Origin of the sequence: Algoriphagus persicinus, assembly GCF_035156415.1 — a bacterium.
Lineage (GTDB): Bacteria > Bacteroidota > Bacteroidia > Cytophagales > Cyclobacteriaceae > Algoriphagus > Algoriphagus persicinus.
Genome location: NZ_JAYEEY010000037.1, coordinates 12,081 through 32,445, shown reverse-complemented (window position 1 = coordinate 32,445; position 20,365 = coordinate 12,081). Strand labels below are relative to the sequence as shown.

Below are 20,365 nucleotides of genomic sequence, written 5' to 3'. Positions count from 1 at the left end.
CCTGATAAAAACTGGTCTAATACTTTCTTCTTGAATGTCGATTCTTGTTCTTTCATACTGCTCTATCTTATAAACTTTAACTTAAATTCAAAGTCTTAGACAGAGTTTAGATTACAGTCTCGTACGCGAATCTCCCCCCGAGCTATCGGGGCTCCAATCTCCAATCTCCAATCTCCAATCTCCAATCTCTAATCTCTAATCTCTAATCTCTAATCTCCAATCTCTAATCTCCAATCTCCAATCTCCAATCTCCAATCTCCAATCTCCAATCTCCAATCTCTAATCTCTAATCTCTAATCTCTAATCTCTAATCTCCAATCTCTAATCTCCAATCTCTAATCTCCAATCTCCAATCTCTAATCTCTAATCTCTAATCTCTAATCTCCCAATCTCTTTATCTCCAAACGATTACTTATTTTAGTACTATAAATTCACTTTTTAAAAACTTAAATCATGGATCGATCAGAAACTTTTGAAAACCTAAAATGTTGGCAGTTAGCTTATGAGTTGAAAAAAAGTCTAAAAAGAGAAGTCGTAAGTAAATTTCCTTCAACTGAAAAATATGAATTGCGATCTCAAGTTGTCAGAGCAGCTAGATCTGCTACGGCCAATATCGCTGAAGGCTGGGGTAGATTTCATTATTTAGACTGCAACAAATTCTATTATAATTCAAGAGGTTCAATATCAGAAATTTTGGATCATGTCATTGAAGCTAGAGACGAAGGCTACATTTCTGAAGAGGTTTATTTAAAACACAGATTAATGATAATTGAATCGCTGAAAGTATTAAATGGCTTTATTTTCTATCTAAAAAGAGAACATATAAATAATTTAAGAAAGACATAAAATCTCTAATCTCTATTCTCTTAATCTCTAATCTCCCAATCTCCAATCATCAATCAATTAATGCCAAAAGGATCCTTCACCATCTCCCTAGACTTCGAACTCCTATGGGGAATCTTCGATAAAATAGGAACAGGCTACAAACCTTCCTACTTCCTAAATACCCGGCAGCTTGTACCAATAATGCTGGAGAAGTTTGCGGCAGCAAATATCCAGACTACCCGGGCTACCGTAGGGATGCTCTTTGCAGAAAATGAGGAGGAATGGAAGTCTTATTCACCGAAGTTTTTGCCATCATACCGGGATAGAAAATACTCCGCCTATGAGTGGGTCAAAAAGCATGGAATCAGACCTGAGGTACACTTTGCTCCAGAACTGATCCAGCAAGTGATAGACACTCCCGGTCAGGAATTAGGCTCACATACCTTTGCGCATTATTACACCCTGATGCGGGGTCAAAGCCCCGAGCAGTTCCGGGAAGACCTCAAGGCCACCCAAAGAATCTCCCAGGATAAGTTCGGCGTAAGCTTGGAATCCCTGGTTTTCCCCCGCAATCACATCAATGAATTATACTTAGGTGTTTGCTTGGAGGAGGGCTACAAGTATGTGCGTGGAAATCCCAGGAATTGGTTTTGGCAGGAGACCCAGCATGAGAACCTAAGTAAGAAGATCTTCCGATCTGCAGACTGCTTTTTTAAGGTAGGAGCAAGGACTTCCTATCCTTTGGAGGAGGTAACCGTATTTGATAATGAGCCTCTTATTATTCCTGCTTCCAGGATCCTCCGTCCACAGCAACAGTATAATATGATCATGAACAAAAGCCGTTTGGCGAGAATAAAATCAGAAATGGAATACGCTGCCAAACATGGCGAGGTGTATCATCTCTGGTGGCATCCACATAATTTCGGCGCCAGTCCTGAAAGTTCCCTGGCAGAACTGGATGATATCCTAACCCATTACAAAAACCTGAATGCAGAATACGGAATGCAATCTCTGAACATGCGTGGGATAGGGGAGTTGGTAAATAAGAAACAAATGCAGGAATAGATTTCTAATTTTGTATGCATATCCATGTAGGGGCGAATAATCATTCGCCCGTACCTTCCTAAAATTCAAAAACCTCAGATCGTGATGATCTGAGGTTTTTTTGTGTCCACACCGTGGTCTGTGTCTCCACAGACCATTTCTCATCTAGGGCAAGTCTCCAGACTTGTGCTTTTGATATTGCAGTCTACTGACTGCCTTCCAAATTCAACTTCTTCTCATTTTAAATTTCTGCTCTTTCCCTTTGCTACACAGGCTATTTTTTCATATCGATTCGTTTCCATTCCTCGGCACAAACTTACCTCTTCCAAAAATGACCCTGCGCCGAGGGAAATGGCCTTTAATCTTTCTTTACCATGGGTTTCACCCATGGCTATTAATGGTTTCACCCCTTCAGGGTGATTCTCACACCTCTCTATTTTCATATATTTTAAACTTCCAATTCCTTCATTTTATCCTGATAGCTATTGGGACCCTCATTTTAAATTCCTAATTCCTTCATTTTAAATTCTTCGTTCCGCGATAACTATCGGGAAGGGGTCGGGGGTAACACAGACCACTCTCCCATATGGATTCGTTTCCATCCTCCTGCATTATTTCTAGTTTCCAGATGATGATCTTGGGCAGGAGGCAATGGATTTTATTTCATTTTTTACCCAGGGTTGAAACCCTTGCCTGTCCGTGGCGGAGCTACCCATAGTGCCTACCTACGGCAGGCTTTCTAATTCCCAACTTCCCACTTCCCACCATTTTAAATTCTCCATTCCATCATTTTAAATTTTCAATTCCTCTCATTTTATCCTGATAGCTATCGGCACCTTCATTTTAAATTCGTAATTTTTTCATTTTAAATTCTTCGTTCCGCGATAACTATCGGGAAGGGGTCGGGGGTCACCAGTCCGCCGTGACAAACCAATAACCACTAAAAGAATATTGGCTGAAGAACGCAAATTAGATGATTACTCTTTTGCTATTCCTAGCGAGATATCCAGGAGCTATATCGTCATCCATTTGCATTCCTATGACTAGTGAATGTGCATCATTACTCCCATCACCCAATGGATCATATATTGTCTCTAAATCTAATTCCTCAACTGACTCATTTTTGAATTCAAAAAGCATAAACCTACTCGAGTCTATAATCGCCCTTTCTGGATCCGTTCTGGATTTTAGGTCTACAGACAACATTCCTTCATCTTTTTCACGAAGTTTAAATACCCTAGAGGTAGCAGTTCCATCTGGGTTACAATATTTTTTTTCAGGAGTGGAAAATCCTCTACGGTAAAGCAACTCTTCAATCGGTATTTTGTCACCTTTGTTCATGGATAACTAAATATTATTGATTTAGCCACCTTAAAACTGCTGGTAAGTCTTGGGCTTGAAAATCTTCTTGAGTAGGCTTTCCGTTTTCAGGAAAATAAACAGCAATAGATCGGTTTTGATAAAAAATTAGCTCAACTGATTTATTATTAACGCCTCTGATATCTATCATTATTTCCCCATTTGGGCCTGGAGCTGTAGTGAATATATTTTGCCCGACACTTGTTAAGACTTGAACAATAAAATATACTTGTTCCAGAATATTTTTAGTTGGTGCAATCGCCCCATCTTCATCCCAATTGTCCCTTAGGTCTGAAAATTCTTCAAGTAAATTAAAAATTCGATTATTCAGTCTCAACTCCTGAGGAATTTGATTATCTGCAAAAATAGAAAGGCTGGGGCTTTTGAACCGATCAATCCGGGCAGTAGTGTGAACTGTAGCAGTTAAATATTGATCTCTTTGAAATTCTGCTGGCGTAGAATAATTAGCTATCAAGGTTTGCATAAAAATCAGGATTTAGCATTTTCTTAAACATAGATGAAGTGTGGGAATGAGCAGATTCGAGCCATGGAATTATTTCAAATTTTTCAATTTTCCCGGCTTTTTCTACTACCGTATTCCATATTACTGACTTCTGGTTATTTTGGTTATTAAGACCGTTTGAAATTGAAAGGGTCAGGACTGAACCTTCTTCAAGTTCATATCCTTGTTGAATATTGAAATTACGTTGGTTGCCGGGGATTTCGTATCTCGTTAAAATTTCAGTTTGAAGATTAGTTTTCATAAACTCAATACCATCTCCTTCTACTATGTCACAAGCATCTATATAATGAAGTTTAATTCTATTAAATTTCAAGGGGGTGCTATAGCTGGCAATTAAATTGCCTACAGTAGCTTTGATTAGTGGGAAAAATTTCTCTTCCCATTCATAACTTGCCTCTACATCATTGATAGCTAATACACCTTGACCATGTTGAACAACTGGCCATTCGAGCTCACCTTTCCAAAATTGATTGATTGGAGAGCCATAAATCTTAAAAGGAATATTGTCAGGGAGTAATTTTTTATATACTGGAAATTCTTGCTCTTGTCTGGAGGCAAATTTCCCCTGAGCCAAATCAAATCCATTATCAATTTGAACACCAGTAATATCAACGGCGGGTTCCCACCGTAGTTCAAAAATGACTTCCTTTAATGGTGCTTTTTTTAGCTTTGTGCTACTCATTTGTCCAAATTTAATTTATTAAAGGAAATTCTAATCTTTTTTAAGAATTATTAAGCGTCAAAACTCCTTATTTCTATTCAGATTTCTTCTATTTTATAGTCTCTAGCTTCACTCAAAAGGTATCTCCGTCCACAAACTTATGAATCTTGTACGGACCATGACGCTCTTGGGCGAGGAGTAGTGTCGATGTGGTGAAGAATAAGATTAAGACTAAAAGAAATTTCTTCATGGTAGAAAAACAGGTTGCACTATCAATTTAAGAAGAAAACTTTTACCAATATTGATTGAACAGCCATTTTTGTTACTTTTAAGGCATGGATTTAAGCAAAAAACTTCCTCTTTTACCACCCAAAAAGCAATATGAAATCGCTAAAGCTTTGGATATCATTTTGGAAGTGGCTGATCCGGAAAAGGTCATTCTTTTTGGTAGTTACGCTAAAGGTAAATGGGTGGATGATATTACTGTGGAAGATGGTGTTACTTTCGTTTACAGGAGTGATTTTGATTTCCTGGTGGTGACCAAGGACAATTCCTTTAAGGAACATGAGCTTAAGAGCAAGATTGAAAATAAAGCGATTAATTCCGTAATGGGGATTGTAAGCCCCCTTGTCCANTGATTTCCTGGTGGTGACCAAGGACAATTCCTTTAAGGAACATGAGCTTAAGAGCAAGATTGAAAATAAAGCGATTAATTCCGTAATGGGGATTGTAAGCCCCCTTGTCCATAGCATTGATTATATTAATGAGGGTCTTTCCATTGGTCAGTATTTTTTCAAGGAGATCATAGACGAAGGGATAACATTATTCGACTCTGGCAACTCAGAGTTTGTCAAACCTGGAAAACTATGTCCACAGCAAATGAAGGATCGAGCTCAGGAGTATTTTGACATATGGCTGCAAATGGGCAAGGATTTTTTAATTGACGGGCATAATTGTATTAAGAGAGGTAGTCTTAGGAAAGCAATGTTTGAGTACCACCAAGCAGTTGAGCATTTCTATGCATCGATCTTATTAGTTTTGACAGGCTTTAAGCCTAAGTCACACAACTTGGAAAATTTAAGAATTTATTCTAAACATCTTAGCAAGGAATTATTTTACTTATTTGATTTTTCCAGCAATAATAAGACTGAGAGGGATCGATTAGATATTTTAAAAAAAGGATATATCGATGCTCGATATAATAAAAAGTATCAAGTTTCATTAGAGGATTGCATTTTCGTGGAAAGTAAGGTTAAAAAAATGCAAGAAATTGTAGAAGCAGCTTGTTTATTTGAAATGGAAAGACTTGATAGTTTAATCAAAGAAAAATAGATCCTCTATTTTTACTTCCAATGCATTGGCAATTTGCAATACCAAATAAGCAGATGGGTTTACTAGACCCCTTTCAAGTCTGCTAATTGCTTGATAATCTTTTTCGATTAGATCACCAAGTTTTCCTTGTGTTAGATCTTTCTCTTCTCTTAAATTTTTAATTTTCCGGCCCAATTTCACCTTAAAATCCTCTAATCCTTCCATACAAAGGGAATTTGGGTAGTATTAGAAAATTTGTACTAAACATATTTGTTTTATTAGGTGAGTTTTTTTATGTTTGATTACTTATCATCCTCGTTGCTGGTCTGAGAAGCCTAAAATTCAGGATGATGGTCAAATTGATTTTCGACATTGGAAGTGCAGCCTCCTATTTTATTCGAGGCTCGGGCATCTTCTCAGGCCCCAGCAATGGGACAGGGAGGCTAGCACTTCCGGTATATTTGCCTAAAGCAGCTCCTGCACAGCAGGAAGGTGGCACTATGGATATATTATTTCCATTGAAGCCCAAAAACCCAATCTAAGGGTTCATTTTTAAGGCCGTGAAAGGGGAGGTGCACATCCCTGAGCAGATCGGTTACCACACACTCACGTCAGCAAGCTATGAATAGCCGGTAGAGCTGACACATCTTATTTATTGGTTATAACAATTGCTGGTTGGTCGGATAGACTGAGGTGGGATTACTATGTCTGGTTGGTATTAAGTAGCTAGATGCTAGTACTGAGACTTCATCATTCGGAATTCATCATTCTTCATTCATTATTAAAATGATGGAAGATTCCGATTGAGACTGCCACGACACGTGCCTCACCTCGCAGTGACGGTAACACTGACGACTGATCATTGCGCTGAGATTGCTTCGTCGTACCTCCTCGCAATGACGGTACTCTCACCGGACATCCGACACCCAGCATTACAAACATCAAAAGCATGAAAAAACTATTACTTCTATGCTTACTGGGATACCTATGCGTTCCCACAAGCACATCCACAGCACAGGTTGCTGAGTCACCCCCAGGTACAGATTTGGTTTATCAGCCTGGTTTCCCAGGGCAGGAGGGCGAGAGTCCTTCTGCCCGCTTGGGAGCTCTGATCTATGGTGAATTAATTAATCCGGATTCCTTGGGGCCTTTGACGCTCACCTTTACCTCGAATTACCTTTCCCGATCCAGTACCTATAGCCAGGTAACTCGTGTACCAGAGATAAAGGAGGGGACTTTCTTCGATGGGGTACTGGATCCACGGGTAAGGAGATTTTTAGCGTATGTTCCAGATTTTGATAGGCCACAGTATATGACCTTGAAGATCGGGGAGCATACGGTTCTAGATAAATACCTGCTCTTTCCTTCTGATAGTATAAAGTTAGAAGTCAATCTTCTGGAGCAACAGCTGAACTTTGCTGGTCCAGCTTCAGATGGCTTTGAGCTCCAATACCAGGTGAAACGGCTGAGGGCTCAGGAACAGTTTGACCGGTCAAGAAAAATCGTTTTGGCTGATCCTATCGCCCTTCTAGATCAGGAAGATTACCGGGAGCAATGGGAAGCCCAGAAGAGTATCTTCGGCGCAAGGCTGGAATTTGAACAATTTGACCAAGAGGGGTTAATAAGCCTTCTTGAACAGATTGAAAATGCTGACCAGGAGTTGTCAGGGTATGATTTCTTATTAGCTCAAAATGAGAATATCCTTTCAACCGAGAAGATTGAGCTATATAAATTGGAGGTCTTGGGCCAATACTATCAGCCCTTATTGTCCAGACTTTATCGCTTCTATTTTCCGGAATTGCACCGAATATATGTAGGGGAAGAATTACATGATGCTCACCAAAAGATCAAGTCTTTACTTGAATCCATTCCAGTAAATGATTTCTCCCAGCTTTCTCGACTAGTCGCTTCCAGCTGGCTGGATATGGAACTGGACAGAATTACGCTGCTCGCTCTGATTGAGAACCAATCCTTCTTTGAAGTGATGAATGAGCATCATGCCGGTGAACTGGCAGATCGATTGTCAGCGGGTTTTCTGACCCAAAACCTCAGCAGTTACCCAGAGCCGGGATCCATGTTGAACCAGTATCTGGCTCAGATGGAGGCAGGTCCCTGGAAGGATAAGGTGTGGGCTATGAAAGTAGCTGTGGTACCCGGAGACCCTATCCTGGATTTAGATTTGGAAAGCCTGCAGAACGATACGCTTTCGATTTCAGAGCTGACCGGTAAGCCCAGCCTGATCTACTTTTATTTCTCTACCTGTCCCCACAGTGCCCATTATTTCAAGGACATGTTGTATCCGCTGTATCAGAAAAAGGCAAAGTCTATGGGAGTGGACCTCATTGCCATCTCTGTGGACAGGGATCCGGATTTATGGCACAATCAACTCAGCGAATACTCTGATCCCTCTATTCCCAACTATCGCATGCTAAAAGATTCCAAAGAGGTATTTAAGGACTATTACGAGGTTTCCGGATACCCCAGAACCTTCCTGATTGATGGGGACGGGGTCATTTTATCCTTTGGCCTTTCCCGGAATAACTATGCAGCCTTCGAATCAGACTTTTTGAAGGAAGTAAGAAGAATCAATTCCAATTCATCTTTATCCACAGCTAAACTTAAGAAAACACCATGAAGAATTTTATACTAGTTAGCCTCATGTGCTTACTGCTCAATAGCGTGTGTGCACAGCAAACAACCTACCTCTTAAACGGAGAAGTAGTGGATAAGCAGTCCGGGGAACCGCTGCCCGGAGTCAACCTAATTATCAAAGGTAAAATGATCGGAACGGTGACGGACGAAGAGGGGAGATTTGAACTGGATTTGCCCAATGGGCCATCTACATTAAAGGCTTCCTATATAGGATATGTCTCTCAGGAAATTGAGCTGAACATACCGGCTTCAGGAACTTTAAGAATTCAACTGGAGGAGGACTTCCATAGTTTACAGGAGTTTCAGGTGGTCTCTACCGGTTTTCAGGAACTGTCTCCAGAACGTACTACCGGATCATTCGTGAAGCTGGATGAAGAACTGATCACCCGTCGGGTAACTGAGAATCTTCTCGAGAGATTTGCTGATGTCACCCCTGGACTCCTTGTAGTAAATGATGGTTTTTCTACCAATCAGGAACCTACCATCACCATCAGGGGGAACAGTACAATACTTGCTGAAAATCAGCCCTTAATTGTAGTGGATAACTTGGCCTATGACGGTTCCCTGAACAGTATCAATCCAAATGATGTGGAAAGCATCACCATATTGAAAGATGCCGCTGCGGCTTCCATTTGGGGAGCAAAAGCAGGAAATGGTGTAATTGTGATTACTACTAAAAAGGGTAGAGCAGGACAGGGGATGAAGGTCAGTCTGAATACCAATGTGACCTGGGGGCAGCAATCTGATGCTTTTTATACCCCACAGATGCAGATAGGAGGATTTGTAGATCAGGAAGTCAAGCTGTTTCAGAAAGGATATTATGCCGGACGAGTCACTGCATATAACAAACCCAGATTGAGCCCGGTGGTAGAAACCTTACTCCAGCATGAGTCTGGGGAAATCTCCGATGCTGAATTGCAACAGGCGCTGCAGGTTTATAAATCACAGGATGTGCGGAATGATTTAGAAAAGTATTTCTATAGACCTTCCCTGCATCAGCAATATGCACTGGGGATCTCAGGGGGATCTGATGTTTACACCTATTCGTTTTCCGCTGGATGGGATGATACCAAGGGAGATCGGGTTACGGAATATAATTCCCGTCTAACCCTTTCCTCCAATCAAAATTGGAGCTTGTTGAATAGAAAGTTGGATGTGGGTGTAGGTACCTATTTCAGTTTGGCCACTTCGGAATCAGCTTTGCCGGGTATCAGCAATTTCTTTGCTTATGATATTCTGGGAGATGAAATGGGCAATCCTCTTCCGGTTTCCCAGTCCTTCAGTGATCGCTTCAAGGAATCGGTTAGTCCTATGGGACTCCTGAACTGGAACTACGTGCCATTGGAAGAAATAGGGTTAAGTCCCAAAAATAGCAGTTCCAATGATTTAAGGATCAATGCCAATTTGGGCTATCAATTATTACCTGGTCTGAAAGCCTCGGTCCTGTATCAGTATTGGACTAATAGCTACTTTAATTCTACGCTGCAACCGCTGGAAGCTTATACCACTAGGGAGCTGATCAATGATTTTACCAGTCAGGATGAGCAGGGAAATCTAATGCATGCCGTACCGGTAGGAGGTATATTGGATGAAGCCAAGAACAGATCCTACAGTCATACCCTTAGAGCTCAGCTTAGTTGGGACAAGGAATTTTCTGAATCACATCTATTGAATCTTTTGGGAGGGGTGGAGCTGAAAGATCAGCAGAGTAACGGAAGTGCCTACCGTTCCTATGGCTATGATGAAAAGATAGGAGTGAGTCAGCCAGTCGATTATGTGAATTATTATCCGCGTTTGTCTACAGGCTTTCAATCTAGTATTTCTTTTCAGGATGATTTTTCCGGGACGGTTAACCGATACCTCTCCGCCTATGTGAATGCAGGTTATACCTGGAAACATAAATACCTGCTAAATGCCAGTGGGAGGGTAGATAAGTCCAATTTATTTGGAGTGAATACCAATCAAAAGACTGTCCCTCTTTGGTCGGCTGGGTTTGGATGGATAGCTTCTGAAGAGCAGTTTCTTTCCACTTCCTGGTTATCCTTTTTGAAGCTTCGCGCCACCTATGGGTACAATGGGAATACCAACACTGAGGCGACAGCTTATACCACGGCCTACTATTACGGAGCTGGCTATAATAATCTGGTTGGGCAGCCATTTTTGGGAGTCCTTACACCTCCCAACCCAGAGTTAAGATGGGAAAGAATTAAAATCATCAATCTTGGGCTGGATTATAAGCTATTCGATGGCAAATGGTTTGGGTCTCTGGATCTGTACAAAAAGACAGGTGAGGATCTGTTGGGCCCATTGTCGGTTTATCCCTCTTCTGGATTCAATAGCGCTGTTTTGAATTATGCATCTACCTCGACCAATGGCATGGATCTTAGTCTCAACTATAGGTTGGCCAAAGGAGAGTTCAGTTGGACGAGTTCCTTCATTTATAGCGTAGTGAAAGAGAAGGTGACTGATTATGAAAATGAACCTACTCCATCTCAGATTATGGGGTCCCAGCCAGGGGCAGAAGTCCCAGTGTTGGGTAAGCCATTGCATTATATTTATTCCTATCCCTGGGCAGGGTTGAATCCGGATACTGGAGCTCCTATGGGATTGATGGAGGGGAGTGCCAGTGAGGACTATCAGGCCATACTCCAATTGCCTGAGGAAGACTTGATTTACCATGGAAGTTCACGGCCTACCAGTTTCGGAGCTTTTAGAAACCAATTTGACTGGAAAGGCTGGAACCTTTCATTTAATATCACCTATAGGTTAGGGTATTACTTCAGAGATCTGTCGGTGAATTATGACGAGGTCAACAGAGGGAATATTTCTCATTCGGACTATGATCAGCGATGGCAGGCTCTAGGAGATCAAACCTTTATCCCTTCTGATCCAAATGCTGTAAACAGGCAGAGAAATAGCTTCTACCTGAGAAGTTCCGCTTTAGTGGAAAAGGGTGATCATATCCGTTTTCAGGATATCAGAGTAGGATATGATTTTGCAATGCCGCGTTTTGAAAAGTTTCAGGTATATGGCTACCTCAACAATCTTGGCCTTATCTGGAAAGCCTCAGATAGGGTGAATGACCCTGACCACAGGTACTCCAATTTACCAAGGACAGTGGCTTTGGGACTCTCATTTACATTCTAAAAACAACTCTTCAAGAAGGGGAAGGCTGAAACACTTTCTTCATAGGTAAACATAGTCTTCCAAGGCGGATACTCCGCCACCTTCTTTTATCCAAATACATATTTAAGATGAAAAAAAATAGATCACTCATATTATCTGCCTTGATGATTGTGGCCCTGATGGGTTGCGAAGGCTATTTTGATGCAAAACCGGATATCTCACTGGTGGTTCCCCAGACTTTAAGTGATTTTCAGGCTATTCTAGATGCAGAACCTAGAGGTTTGAATTCTTCTCCCTCTGTGGGATTATTGAGCTCGGATGACCTGATTTTAGGACAGGCTATCTTGGATAGATTGACCTACGGCCAAGTTTCCTCCTATTTTTGGAGAGATGAATTTTACCTTCCAGGTGAGAATGATTCCAATTGGTATACTGCTTATAGAAAGGTTTTTCATGCTAATCTAGTACTGGATGCTTTAAAGGATTATAGTCCTCAAACTCCAGCTGAGGAAAAGGAAATTGAGATTCTAGCCGCCTCGGCAAAATTTTATCGGGCTGTGGGACATTTTGAAGCCTTGAGTTACTTCGCAGAGGTGTTTAAACCAGAAGTTCAAGATCAGTTGGGTGTCCCTATACGGCTTACCTCAGACCTGAATCAAAAGATAAAACGTTCTACCCAACTGCAGTCTTATGATCAAATTATCCAAGATCTACAGGATGGCATAGGAATTTTACCATTAAAACCATCCGTTTTGACCCGGCCTTCCACATGGGCGACCCATAGCATGTTGAGTAGGGTTTTACTTTACAAGCAGGATTATCAAGGTGCCCTTATGCATGCGGAAGAGGCTTTGAAAATTGATGATACCCTGATGGACTATTCGGAGCTCGATTCTACCCTCAGTTATTCATTTGAGATCTTAAATCCTGAAGTGATCCATTATGGTGAATTGTTGAGTGGAAGGTATGCTACCAACACCGCTACATTCGTCCACCCTGAAATCGTCAGATTATATCAGGAAGGTGATTTACGGCCATTTTTCTTTTTTAAAGACAGCCAGGTGGACTCATTGAAGAACTTCAGGGGAAATTATACCGGGGCATATTACATTTTTGGAGGATTGGCTGTAGATGAAGTTTTATTGAATAAAGCAGAAGCAGCTGCCCGGTTAGGAGATTCAGGCAAGGCATTGGAAGCTTTGGGCTTACTGATTAGGAATAGAGTGTTAGCTGAGTATTTGCCTTCATGGATAGGTATTCATGAAAATGAAGTGTTGGAGCTAATCAAGGCCGAAAGAAGAAAAGAGCTGGTATTCAGAGGGATAAGATGGCTAGACCTGAAGCGGTATAACCTTCATCCAGATGAAACAATTACTATTAGTAGAGAATACAATGAAGGTGGTGCACAACTGGTACCATTAGATCAAAAATATGTTATTCCTATTCCGCCTATGGAAATGGAACTGAATCCCTTACAACAAAATCCAAGGTAACCTAAGGGGTAATTTAGAGATAAAATGGGAAGCCTGCCCTAAAGGACAGGCCTCCCATGATTTTAAGGATTATGGATAGGCAATGTTCCCTTCTTTACAAATTCACCCTCGGCAACCATTGCTGCTGAGGAATTTGGAAGCACTCTGGTACAGATGTCTTCTACATCATCACACTCATAAGTTGTACTACTAGGAGTGACATTGGTAAGATCATACCAGATTCCGGGATCACTTGAATCCTGAGCATATTGCGGAGCACTTGGACTTGAAAATGCAAAAGCTGCAAAAGCTGCCAGCACAAAGGCCATAATCGGTAATCTTTTTATTAGAGTATTCATCGTTATGTCCTGTTTTTTAACAGATCAAAAACAGGGAAATCGTTTTCGGTTGTTTGCCTACTCTAATCAAGGGTTTTCGGCATCTCCCTTTCAGAAATTCATCAGCACAGACCTGCCTCGAACTCAGGTCTTTTCGAGGGATAAATTCCTATTCTTATTTTTTGCAGTCTGCTTGCATCATTTGAGACTGTAGGGCGGTCTTCAGCAGCCGCCCTTTTTTAACCTTTGAGGTTTTCCAAACCTCGAAGGTTTTATTTGTCAGTTACTTGTGTCTAATCTATTGCTTAGTTATATTAGAATAAGAAACTAGTTGCTTTCACCCTTAGAGAAGCTGGAAATCTATCCCCTTTCTCCTAAAGTTTTTTTACACAGCCACTATTTGCCTTTTAGCGGCTGTGGGGCGGTACTATATCACCGCCCTTTATTTTTTCCGGCTCATCTAGCGCAAGTCTCCAGACCTGCCTGCATCAGGCACGCTTGTGCTTTTAATAGTGCAGTCTCCTGACTGCCTTCGTCCACCCACCTTTATTCTCCCCTCCGCGAACTATCGGGAAGGGGTCGGGGGTAACAAAGACCATTTCCCATTAGAAATTCGTTTCCATCCTCGGCACAAACCTACGTCTTCCAAAAATGATCCTGCGCCGAGGGCAACGGCCTATTTTCTCTATTAACCATGGGTTTCACCCATGGCTATTAATGGTTTCACCCCTTCAGGGTGATTCTCACACCTCTCTACTTTTATATATTTTAAACTTCCAATTCCTTCATTTTAAATTGATCAAATACCAAACTCTAATTACTCCTCCGCGATAGCTACTTAAACTCTAATCTCTACTCTCCTCTTTAGGGGTCGGGGGTCAATCTCCAATCTCCCAAACTCTTAATCTTCCAATTTTTCAATCGGATACCAGCAACCGCCACTCCAATAAACCCCAGATTCAGCCAGAAATGCTCCGCCCACCCCAGACTCTCCAATATTCCAGCACAATTGCACGGAACTCTAGGAAAAGCTCCCACCCAGATCAGTCCCACATAAGTTGTAAATACAGTTAGCAATAGAATACTGCCAAGGTATCCCCACCATCTTGTCACCGAAAAGAGTAGGAGCGAGGCAAGCAGCAACTCAAGTATTGGTACAGCATAGGTCAACACCTCCGCCAGCTCCGCAGGAAAGGTCTGGTTATGAAAAGCATTCCGGCTCGCTTTCCAGCGAACCAGCTTATCCAGGCCCGTATAGGTCCAGAGGAGAATAAGTAGCATGCTGAAGATTCTGTTCATGAGTTGTTTTTAGCACTGACAAGCGCCCTCTCCATATGGAGAGAGCCTGTCCCGATAGCGTGGCGTGTCTGGAGATGGGGTGAGGTAGACTTAACCCCCTCCCCTCAATAGCCTGTCTTATATCATTTTTGTTCCCAATTCTCTAATCCCCAATCTCCAATCTCTTATCCCAATCATCCCTCTGCCACCTCCTCTTATACCTTACTTGAACCTCAAAAAGAATTTAAACTTTTCAAAAATGGATGGATAAACGGAGAAAAAACCCTGATGACCAGCAAGTCCTTCCTGATGAAAATTAAATGTCTACCGTTTATTGCGCATTTATTTCACCTGCTATTCGGCCAATTGATAAACCCAATTCAGGATTAACTAAGCAAAATATCACTGCATAAGAGCAGTTAATCCAGTGAAAATTGCTTTCTAAAGAATTGGTAGTTGAAAATCGAAACCTTTTTCTATATTGGTATCAATAGTTTGAACAATGCAATTCTACTATTTGGATTTATTTGCTGTATTATGATACTTTTAGAAAGAAGGATCATCTACGCCAAAGATATCATGGTGCTGACCGGTAGAAGCAAATCGTACGCTTACAAAAGCCTGAACAAAGTGAAAGAATGGCTGGGTAAGTCAAAACACCATTTGGTTACGTTCGATGAATATGCCGAATTCCATGGTATCGCGGTGTCAGATGTGCAGACATCTGTCGGAGCTCAATAAAAAACGGATCCCTTTATAGGAATCCGTTTTGGTCTGGGGTCTTCCCCACCGGAATTTCGATCCGGTATTAGTTTTTAGTGAACCAACATTTTTAACAAGCAGGCATTTTAATGTCTGCCACCTAGAAGGATCATTCCTTCTCTCTCGCGCGTTGACTTACCTGGCTCTGGTAAAAGGAGGTAAGCATTCACGGAAAAAGCTTGTTGTGGCTTTTAACGTGTTCTGGTCTGGAAACTTGGCTCTTTGTGGTTCAAAGTGCTCAATCTCCGGGAGTAATGACTGTTTCTTTTTCATAATGATTAGATTTTTCCTGAAACTATGAGCTTCCGCCTTCCCCTGAAAAAAAATTGGACATTCAGCCAATTTCACCTGATAAACAGCTTGTTTGCCCTGACAATCGAAAGACCTCTAGTCTTCCTGATGGGACTGTATGTAGGGTTTTTCATTTTTGACCTGACCATGTCGTCTTTTTTACCGGGTAGTTTTTCACTGTATTATCCAATGCTTCATTTTTTCTTGGGAGCACCTTTCATCCTCTTCCTTTTCTTTGAGCTTTTCCCTGCCTGTATCAAGAAAAATAACCTCAGCTTCCTCTTCCTTCGGTTGATAGATCTCGTGATCTTGCTCACATTGGCCAAGCACATATTTCTTGGAGGCCAACCCGCTCACCAAATACTCGGTGGTCCGATAGGCATGCTGTATGAAACCCTAAGGCTGCTGGAATTTGCCTTTTTTGCTTTTATGTGCTGGAGCTTCAGGCAATTTGCTGTAGGGTTGCAGAGAATCATTAGTGTAAAATCCATTCTCTTTAAAACTCAGGTCTCCCATGATCATATCAGTCTAAGTCCCCATTTACTATTCAATGCTCTTAATAACATCGCCGGGAAATCTGCGCTTTTTTCAGATGAACTATTCCATCAGATAGGAGCATTGTCAGCGTTGTTACAGCAGGCTTATAAAGATCCTGATGACCCTCATTATCTGTCTGATGAAGTCAGCATCCTTCATATATTGCTTTTTTTGGCGGGTTCGAATAAGAAAAGATTCAGTGTCCTGCTTCATATTGAGCATGAGCTTCCGCTGGAATATTTCAAAATCCCAAGGCTGACTTTAGGCACATTGATGGAAAATATACTCAAATACGGCGTGCTGGATGATCCTGATAATCCCGCTGAAATGAATATTTCTGTTAAAAGGGACCTGACAGGAAATGCAAAGCTCACTTGTACCACTTCTAATCTTATCCATCCTATAAAGGCTGGATTTTCTTCCAGCCATGGCTTATCTACCCTTGAAAATGTGATTAACCATAATTTTCAAAATCGGGCAATCTTTGAATGGGGCCAAAACCTAAATGAATTTTCTACTTTAATGATCCTTCCTTATGGAAAAATTGAAACTGGTACTCATTGATGACGAACAGGATGGGCTGAATGTGCTCAAAAAATTAGTAGATGATTCTCCCAATCTGGAAATCACTTACCTGTCCACAGACCCTGTAGCAGCTTTTAAATTTATGCAGGAAAATCCTCCTGATATTCTGATCACCGATATCGTGATGGAAACCATGCATGGAATTCAGCTGGCTTCCAAAGTAGAGAAATTGAATATTCCGGTAATCATCTGTTCCGCCTATGATGAATATGCCTATGACGGGTTTCAGGTAAATGCAGTCCATTTTATTAAAAAACCTGCAAATATGTCCTCATTTTTTAATGCCATTGAAAAAGTCAGTGCCAAATTTCATAGGCCAGCGGTAAATACTGGCTACTTTCCCAATTGCCTGACTATCACTGAGCAGGGATCTTCCTCCATGATATTGCTACGATCTGACGATATCCTCTATCTGCAGGTTGAGGGCAATTATGTGGAAATGAATACTATGTCCAAGAAATATACTGTCATGTCATCCCTGTCCTCTATTATGGAAAGGTTGCCCAAAAAGGATTTTTATAGGGTGCACAAATCATTTGCAATCAGCATGAAAAAAATACTGCATGTCAAATTGGAGACCATCCATCTGGAAGGGGGAGCTGCAATCCCACTGGGACGGGTCTACAGTAAAGAGTTTCATGAAATTTTTAGAAAAATATCAATTAACGGTACAACCTCAGGCGTTATATCATGAATAGTATGTATCCCCACTTGTGTACCGGTAAACGGCTAAAGCGGCATAAATTCTATAAAATCCAGAATTGTGACTACTTCGGCTGCCTCGCCGTCCCCCATCCTGGCTTAGTTTGATTTCTTTTTACCATATTTCCTTTCCCTTATATATGAATAAAGTAGCGCATTAACCTGGGCTTCCATTACCATCCCGGCTTCCCAAAAAACTCTATTGATCAGCATATGAATATGGTTGCCTATCAACTTGCTTCTTTTTTCGGGATCCTTATACCAGGGATGTCTTCTTGCCAGGAACCAATAATAGTTTCGCCACTCCATAGACGTCAACTCTTTAAACTTTAACAAATAAGACTTGGCAGACCTATGCGCTACTTTTGTACCAGTCAGCTCCCTAAAGTATGCTATCCAATAATCCACCTGACCAGTCTTTTGCAAAAACATAGTCCCTATCCCCACCGCTATAGAGAGCTTTTCATCATTGGATATTGGATTAAGTTTTAAAAGTAATTCGCTCTCATAATAAAATAAATTTTCTGAGATATGCATCCCAACTTCACTGTACTTGGTTTTTTCGGGATAGTAAGGATGAAGTTTCACATGATCTATATCAGGTATTTTCTGAAAAGTGGAGAAAATTAAAGATAGTATATCAGCCCTTTCCTGTGGATTGACTGTCCTGACTCTAAGACGGATCTCTGCATTTTGGATTCTATAAAATAAATAGTGATAGGGGGTGTTGGCAAACTGCTTAAATTCCTCAGCCAGTAAAATCATCTGCCGCATAACCAAAGTCTGCTGATAATCTGCAACCAAAATAATCCGTACAGAAACCCATTCTTTATTATCCTGCTCCGATATATAATTTAAAGAGTGGATGTTGGGCAGATCTTCCTTTAAACCGGTTAAATGCATGCCCCAGAGAAATTGCAGATTAGCCTTCTGTTCAGCCCCATGACATTTTTCACTGCTCCACAACCATTCCTGGATCCGGATTGTCCTCTTTTTTCGGATTTCCTCGTGGAGGACCGATAGGTCAGCCACACAATCCAGGTCCAATCCCAGTTCCTGATCCTGGAATCCTACCAATATCTTTTTTGGAATCCCCTTTTTTGATAGGACCTCCATGAATTTGTTCTGATTAAGGAAACTGTCTTCCCATTTCAAATTCCATTGCCCTGGCTGGAGTATGATATCTCCCCAGTTCAATTGGGGTGTGAAGATATTCTCTGCAAAATAGCCCGGACTATAATAGCTGGGTCTTACAAAGTCCTGATGAGCAACTTCCCATAGCATTCTGCAGATAGGATGGGTAATGAATTGCGGGTTCAGTGGATGCTGAAAGACGGGGATAATAAACTTACCCCATGCGGGAGCAGCCAGATGAAATTTTCCATCTATTAGGCCGATATAGGTATCTGAAGAGTCCAATTCATTTGGCCCTGTACTTCCGGAGAAGCAGTTGATTTGGACTGTTGCAATGTTTTTATGGGCACTGATATGAGTTGCTTTTTGTCCCTCCATCAAGTGTACATCCGCAATAAGAGCCTCCTCCTGTACTGCCTGATTTCTAAAATAATCATAGACTTCCTGCTGATACGTGAACCTCCCGCCATAAACAAAAGGTCTGTTAAAAACCAAATTGTCCAGTAAAAGCTGGCCATTTTCTAAAATCCTAAAGAGCCCCTGTACATGCCTGACTGCGTCCCTGTTGCCATAGTGTAGCTTGGTGTTTTGTAAATCCACTATTGCCTGCTTATCCATTTCAAAAAGAGGAGTTTGTTTTTGATAGGTGTTCCTTCCTTCTGATTTTCCGTAGTCAGGGTCTAGGCGGGAAACCAGCTTCCAGAGCATCTTGATGGGAACAAACCTATCGTCAAACTCGGCAATGAACTTCTCCTTAAAACTTTGCATATAGGGGGTAACCGCCGATACGGCCAATTCCCCGATTTCTGAAAAAAGCTTCTCTAGTTTATGCTTATAACTGATGGATACATCCGGTGTCTGGAGAATAAATCGGTTTACTTGCTTGCCTGAGTAAAGATGCGGCGGAGAGGGAGAGCAGACCAGCAGTTGATTGGCAATGAGGTGTTTCCAGATTTGCTGCTTTTCATCCTGTATAAGTTCAGAAAAAGGCGCATATAGTTCTTCTTGCTTTATTGGCTGGCCTTCATATGCCAGGCTTCTTAAACGTTGGATCAAAAGATTGTTTTCTGATTTGGAGTACCTCCATTTTTCATTTTTCCGGTCAAAATTCCAAAACTTCCAGCCATCCCCCCAAGGCATCAGACTTGGGTTGATCCAATAGTCTTGCACCTGATTTGAGGGTTCAGGAATCGGGATGGACATTGTAGTTAAGGCGTCAGATTTTCTTCCCGGAGTTACGGTCTGGGTCCAGCTGGCCACACCTACTCCTGCCCAGTTACCAAAAGGGGTAGGCCTATATTTACCGCGTAACAAGTACCTGTAAACAGCCATTTTCTCCTTTTTTGTAAGATCCTCGGGTTGCTTTCTTTGAATCTTTTCGAATAAATCCTGGCTGGAGAGCCTGATACATTCTAATAATATAGGCCAGTGTTTCTTTACTTCACAGGGGTCTGTAATGTCAAACTGAAGAAGCGGGGATCTAAAGAGTAATTGCATGGCTTTTTTTTCCAATCCTAGGAGATTGCTCTATGTACTCCCAAAAAAATTGACTAACAGCGGGAAACTCCTGACATTCTGCTGATCCTACGTGATTTTATTTTTGTCAAAGACCGCATTGCCTATGGCGAATGGCATCTGTCAGGGTTAATTGCCCTATAGTAAAGCCACAGTTACGTTGGGGTTCCGTTACCTATAAGTAGGGTTTTGTCCACATTTTCCGCAGAGTGGTTTAGTTTTACTGTGTTTCCATAGATTCCACTTTCGT

18 protein-coding genes are annotated in these 20,365 nt (G+C 41.4%); 10 read left to right on the top strand and 8 right to left on the bottom strand.

Translation table 11 applies throughout. The features are described 5' to 3' along the window. The first annotated feature begins 453 nt into the window (after positions 1 to 453). Together U3A58_RS20025 and U3A58_RS20020 are read left to right on the top strand one after the other, a co-directional pair. A complete protein-coding gene (locus U3A58_RS20025; RefSeq protein WP_323826180.1) occupies positions 454 to 846 on the top strand; it encodes a four helix bundle protein in 393 nt (130 codons plus the stop codon). 60 nt (positions 847 to 906) lie between these two features. After that, positions 907 to 1,890, top strand: a complete 984-nt coding sequence (locus U3A58_RS20020) for a polysaccharide deacetylase family protein (protein WP_323826179.1) — start codon at positions 907 to 909, stop codon at positions 1,888 to 1,890. A gap of 215 nt (positions 1,891 to 2,105) precedes the next feature. Here U3A58_RS20020 and U3A58_RS20015 read toward each other — a convergent pair whose 3' ends face one another. From U3A58_RS20015 to U3A58_RS20000, 4 genes are all read right to left on the bottom strand, one after another. Beyond that, complete coding sequence (locus tag U3A58_RS20015; protein WP_323826178.1) at positions 2,106 to 2,312, bottom strand: hypothetical protein; 207 nt, start codon at positions 2,310 to 2,312, stop codon at positions 2,106 to 2,108. Between the two features lie 526 nt (positions 2,313 to 2,838). Next, positions 2,839 to 3,210, bottom strand: a complete 372-nt coding sequence (locus tag U3A58_RS20010; protein ID WP_323826177.1) for a hypothetical protein — start codon at positions 3,208 to 3,210, stop codon at positions 2,839 to 2,841. A 13-nt stretch (positions 3,211 to 3,223) separates the two neighbouring features. After that, a complete protein-coding gene (locus U3A58_RS20005) occupies positions 3,224 to 3,712 on the bottom strand; it encodes a hypothetical protein (RefSeq protein ID WP_323826176.1) in 489 nt (162 codons plus the stop codon). Further along, entirely contained in the window at positions 3,693 to 4,433 is a 741-nt protein-coding gene (locus tag U3A58_RS20000) for a TIGR04255 family protein (RefSeq protein ID WP_323826175.1), read from the bottom strand. The genes U3A58_RS20005 and U3A58_RS20000 overlap by 20 nt, the downstream gene beginning before the upstream one ends. Positions 4,434 to 5,060: 627 nt before the next feature. Between U3A58_RS20000 and U3A58_RS19995 the strand changes: the two genes are divergently transcribed. Then, entirely contained in the window at positions 5,061 to 5,744 is a 684-nt protein-coding gene (locus U3A58_RS19995; RefSeq protein ID WP_323826174.1) for a HEPN domain-containing protein, read from the top strand. Here the strand turns inward: U3A58_RS19995 and U3A58_RS19990 are convergent. Next, positions 5,727 to 5,948, bottom strand: coding sequence for a helix-turn-helix transcriptional regulator (locus U3A58_RS19990; protein WP_323826173.1), 222 nt, complete (start codon positions 5,946 to 5,948; stop codon positions 5,727 to 5,729). The two genes, U3A58_RS19995 and U3A58_RS19990, sit on opposite strands and share 18 nt — an antisense overlap. Before the next feature lie 122 nt (positions 5,949 to 6,070). On the opposite strand from U3A58_RS19990, the gene U3A58_RS19985 reads away from it, so the two are divergent. The 4 genes from U3A58_RS19985 (at position 6,071) to U3A58_RS19970 (ending at position 12,994) form a co-directional block, all read left to right on the top strand. Continuing rightward, entirely contained in the window at positions 6,071 to 6,265 is a 195-nt protein-coding gene (locus U3A58_RS19985) for a hypothetical protein (protein ID WP_323826172.1), read from the top strand. Positions 6,266 to 6,672: 407 nt separating this feature from the next. After that, positions 6,673 to 8,358, top strand: coding sequence for a TlpA family protein disulfide reductase (locus tag U3A58_RS19980; RefSeq protein ID WP_323826171.1), 1,686 nt, complete (start codon positions 6,673 to 6,675; stop codon positions 8,356 to 8,358). Beyond that, a complete protein-coding gene (locus U3A58_RS19975; protein WP_323826170.1) occupies positions 8,355 to 11,522 on the top strand; it encodes a SusC/RagA family TonB-linked outer membrane protein in 3,168 nt (1,055 codons plus the stop codon). The genes U3A58_RS19980 and U3A58_RS19975 overlap by 4 nt, the downstream gene beginning before the upstream one ends. A 107-nt stretch (positions 11,523 to 11,629) precedes the next feature. Further along, the gene (locus tag U3A58_RS19970) at positions 11,630 to 12,994 is read left to right on the top strand and encodes a RagB/SusD family nutrient uptake outer membrane protein (protein ID WP_323826169.1); all 1,365 of its coding nucleotides are present in this window, start codon (positions 11,630 to 11,632) and stop codon (positions 12,992 to 12,994) included. A 62-nt stretch (positions 12,995 to 13,056) separates the two neighbouring features. On the opposite strand, the gene U3A58_RS19965 is transcribed toward U3A58_RS19970, so the two are convergent. After that, positions 13,057 to 13,332 (bottom strand): hypothetical protein, encoded by a 276-nt coding sequence (locus U3A58_RS19965; protein ID WP_323826168.1) that lies wholly within the window; start codon positions 13,330 to 13,332, stop codon positions 13,057 to 13,059. A gap of 843 nt (positions 13,333 to 14,175) precedes the next feature. Continuing rightward, a complete protein-coding gene (locus U3A58_RS19960; RefSeq protein ID WP_323826167.1) occupies positions 14,176 to 14,610 on the bottom strand; it encodes a MauE/DoxX family redox-associated membrane protein in 435 nt (144 codons plus the stop codon). A 516-nt stretch (positions 14,611 to 15,126) separates the two neighbouring features. Between U3A58_RS19960 and U3A58_RS19955 the strand changes: the two genes are divergently transcribed. The 3 genes from U3A58_RS19955 to U3A58_RS19945 all read left to right on the top strand — a co-directional run bounded on the left by U3A58_RS19955 (position 15,127) and on the right by U3A58_RS19945 (position 17,458). Then, a complete protein-coding gene (locus tag U3A58_RS19955; RefSeq protein ID WP_323826166.1) occupies positions 15,127 to 15,330 on the top strand; it encodes a hypothetical protein in 204 nt (67 codons plus the stop codon). A 318-nt stretch (positions 15,331 to 15,648) separates the two neighbouring features. Next, positions 15,649 to 16,743, top strand: a complete 1,095-nt coding sequence (locus U3A58_RS19950) for a LytS family sensor histidine kinase (RefSeq protein WP_323826165.1) — start codon at positions 15,649 to 15,651, stop codon at positions 16,741 to 16,743. Beyond that, complete coding sequence (locus tag U3A58_RS19945) at positions 16,715 to 17,458, top strand: LytR/AlgR family response regulator transcription factor (protein ID WP_323826164.1); 744 nt, start codon at positions 16,715 to 16,717, stop codon at positions 17,456 to 17,458. The genes U3A58_RS19950 and U3A58_RS19945 overlap by 29 nt, the downstream gene beginning before the upstream one ends. Positions 17,459 to 17,565: 107 nt before the next feature. Here the strand turns inward: U3A58_RS19945 and U3A58_RS19940 are convergent, their stop codons facing one another. Beyond that, on the bottom strand, positions 17,566 to 20,097 hold the full coding sequence (locus U3A58_RS19940) for a lantibiotic dehydratase (RefSeq protein ID WP_323826163.1): 2,532 nt from the start codon (positions 20,095 to 20,097) through the stop codon (positions 17,566 to 17,568). Positions 20,098 to 20,365 lie beyond the last annotated feature (268 nt).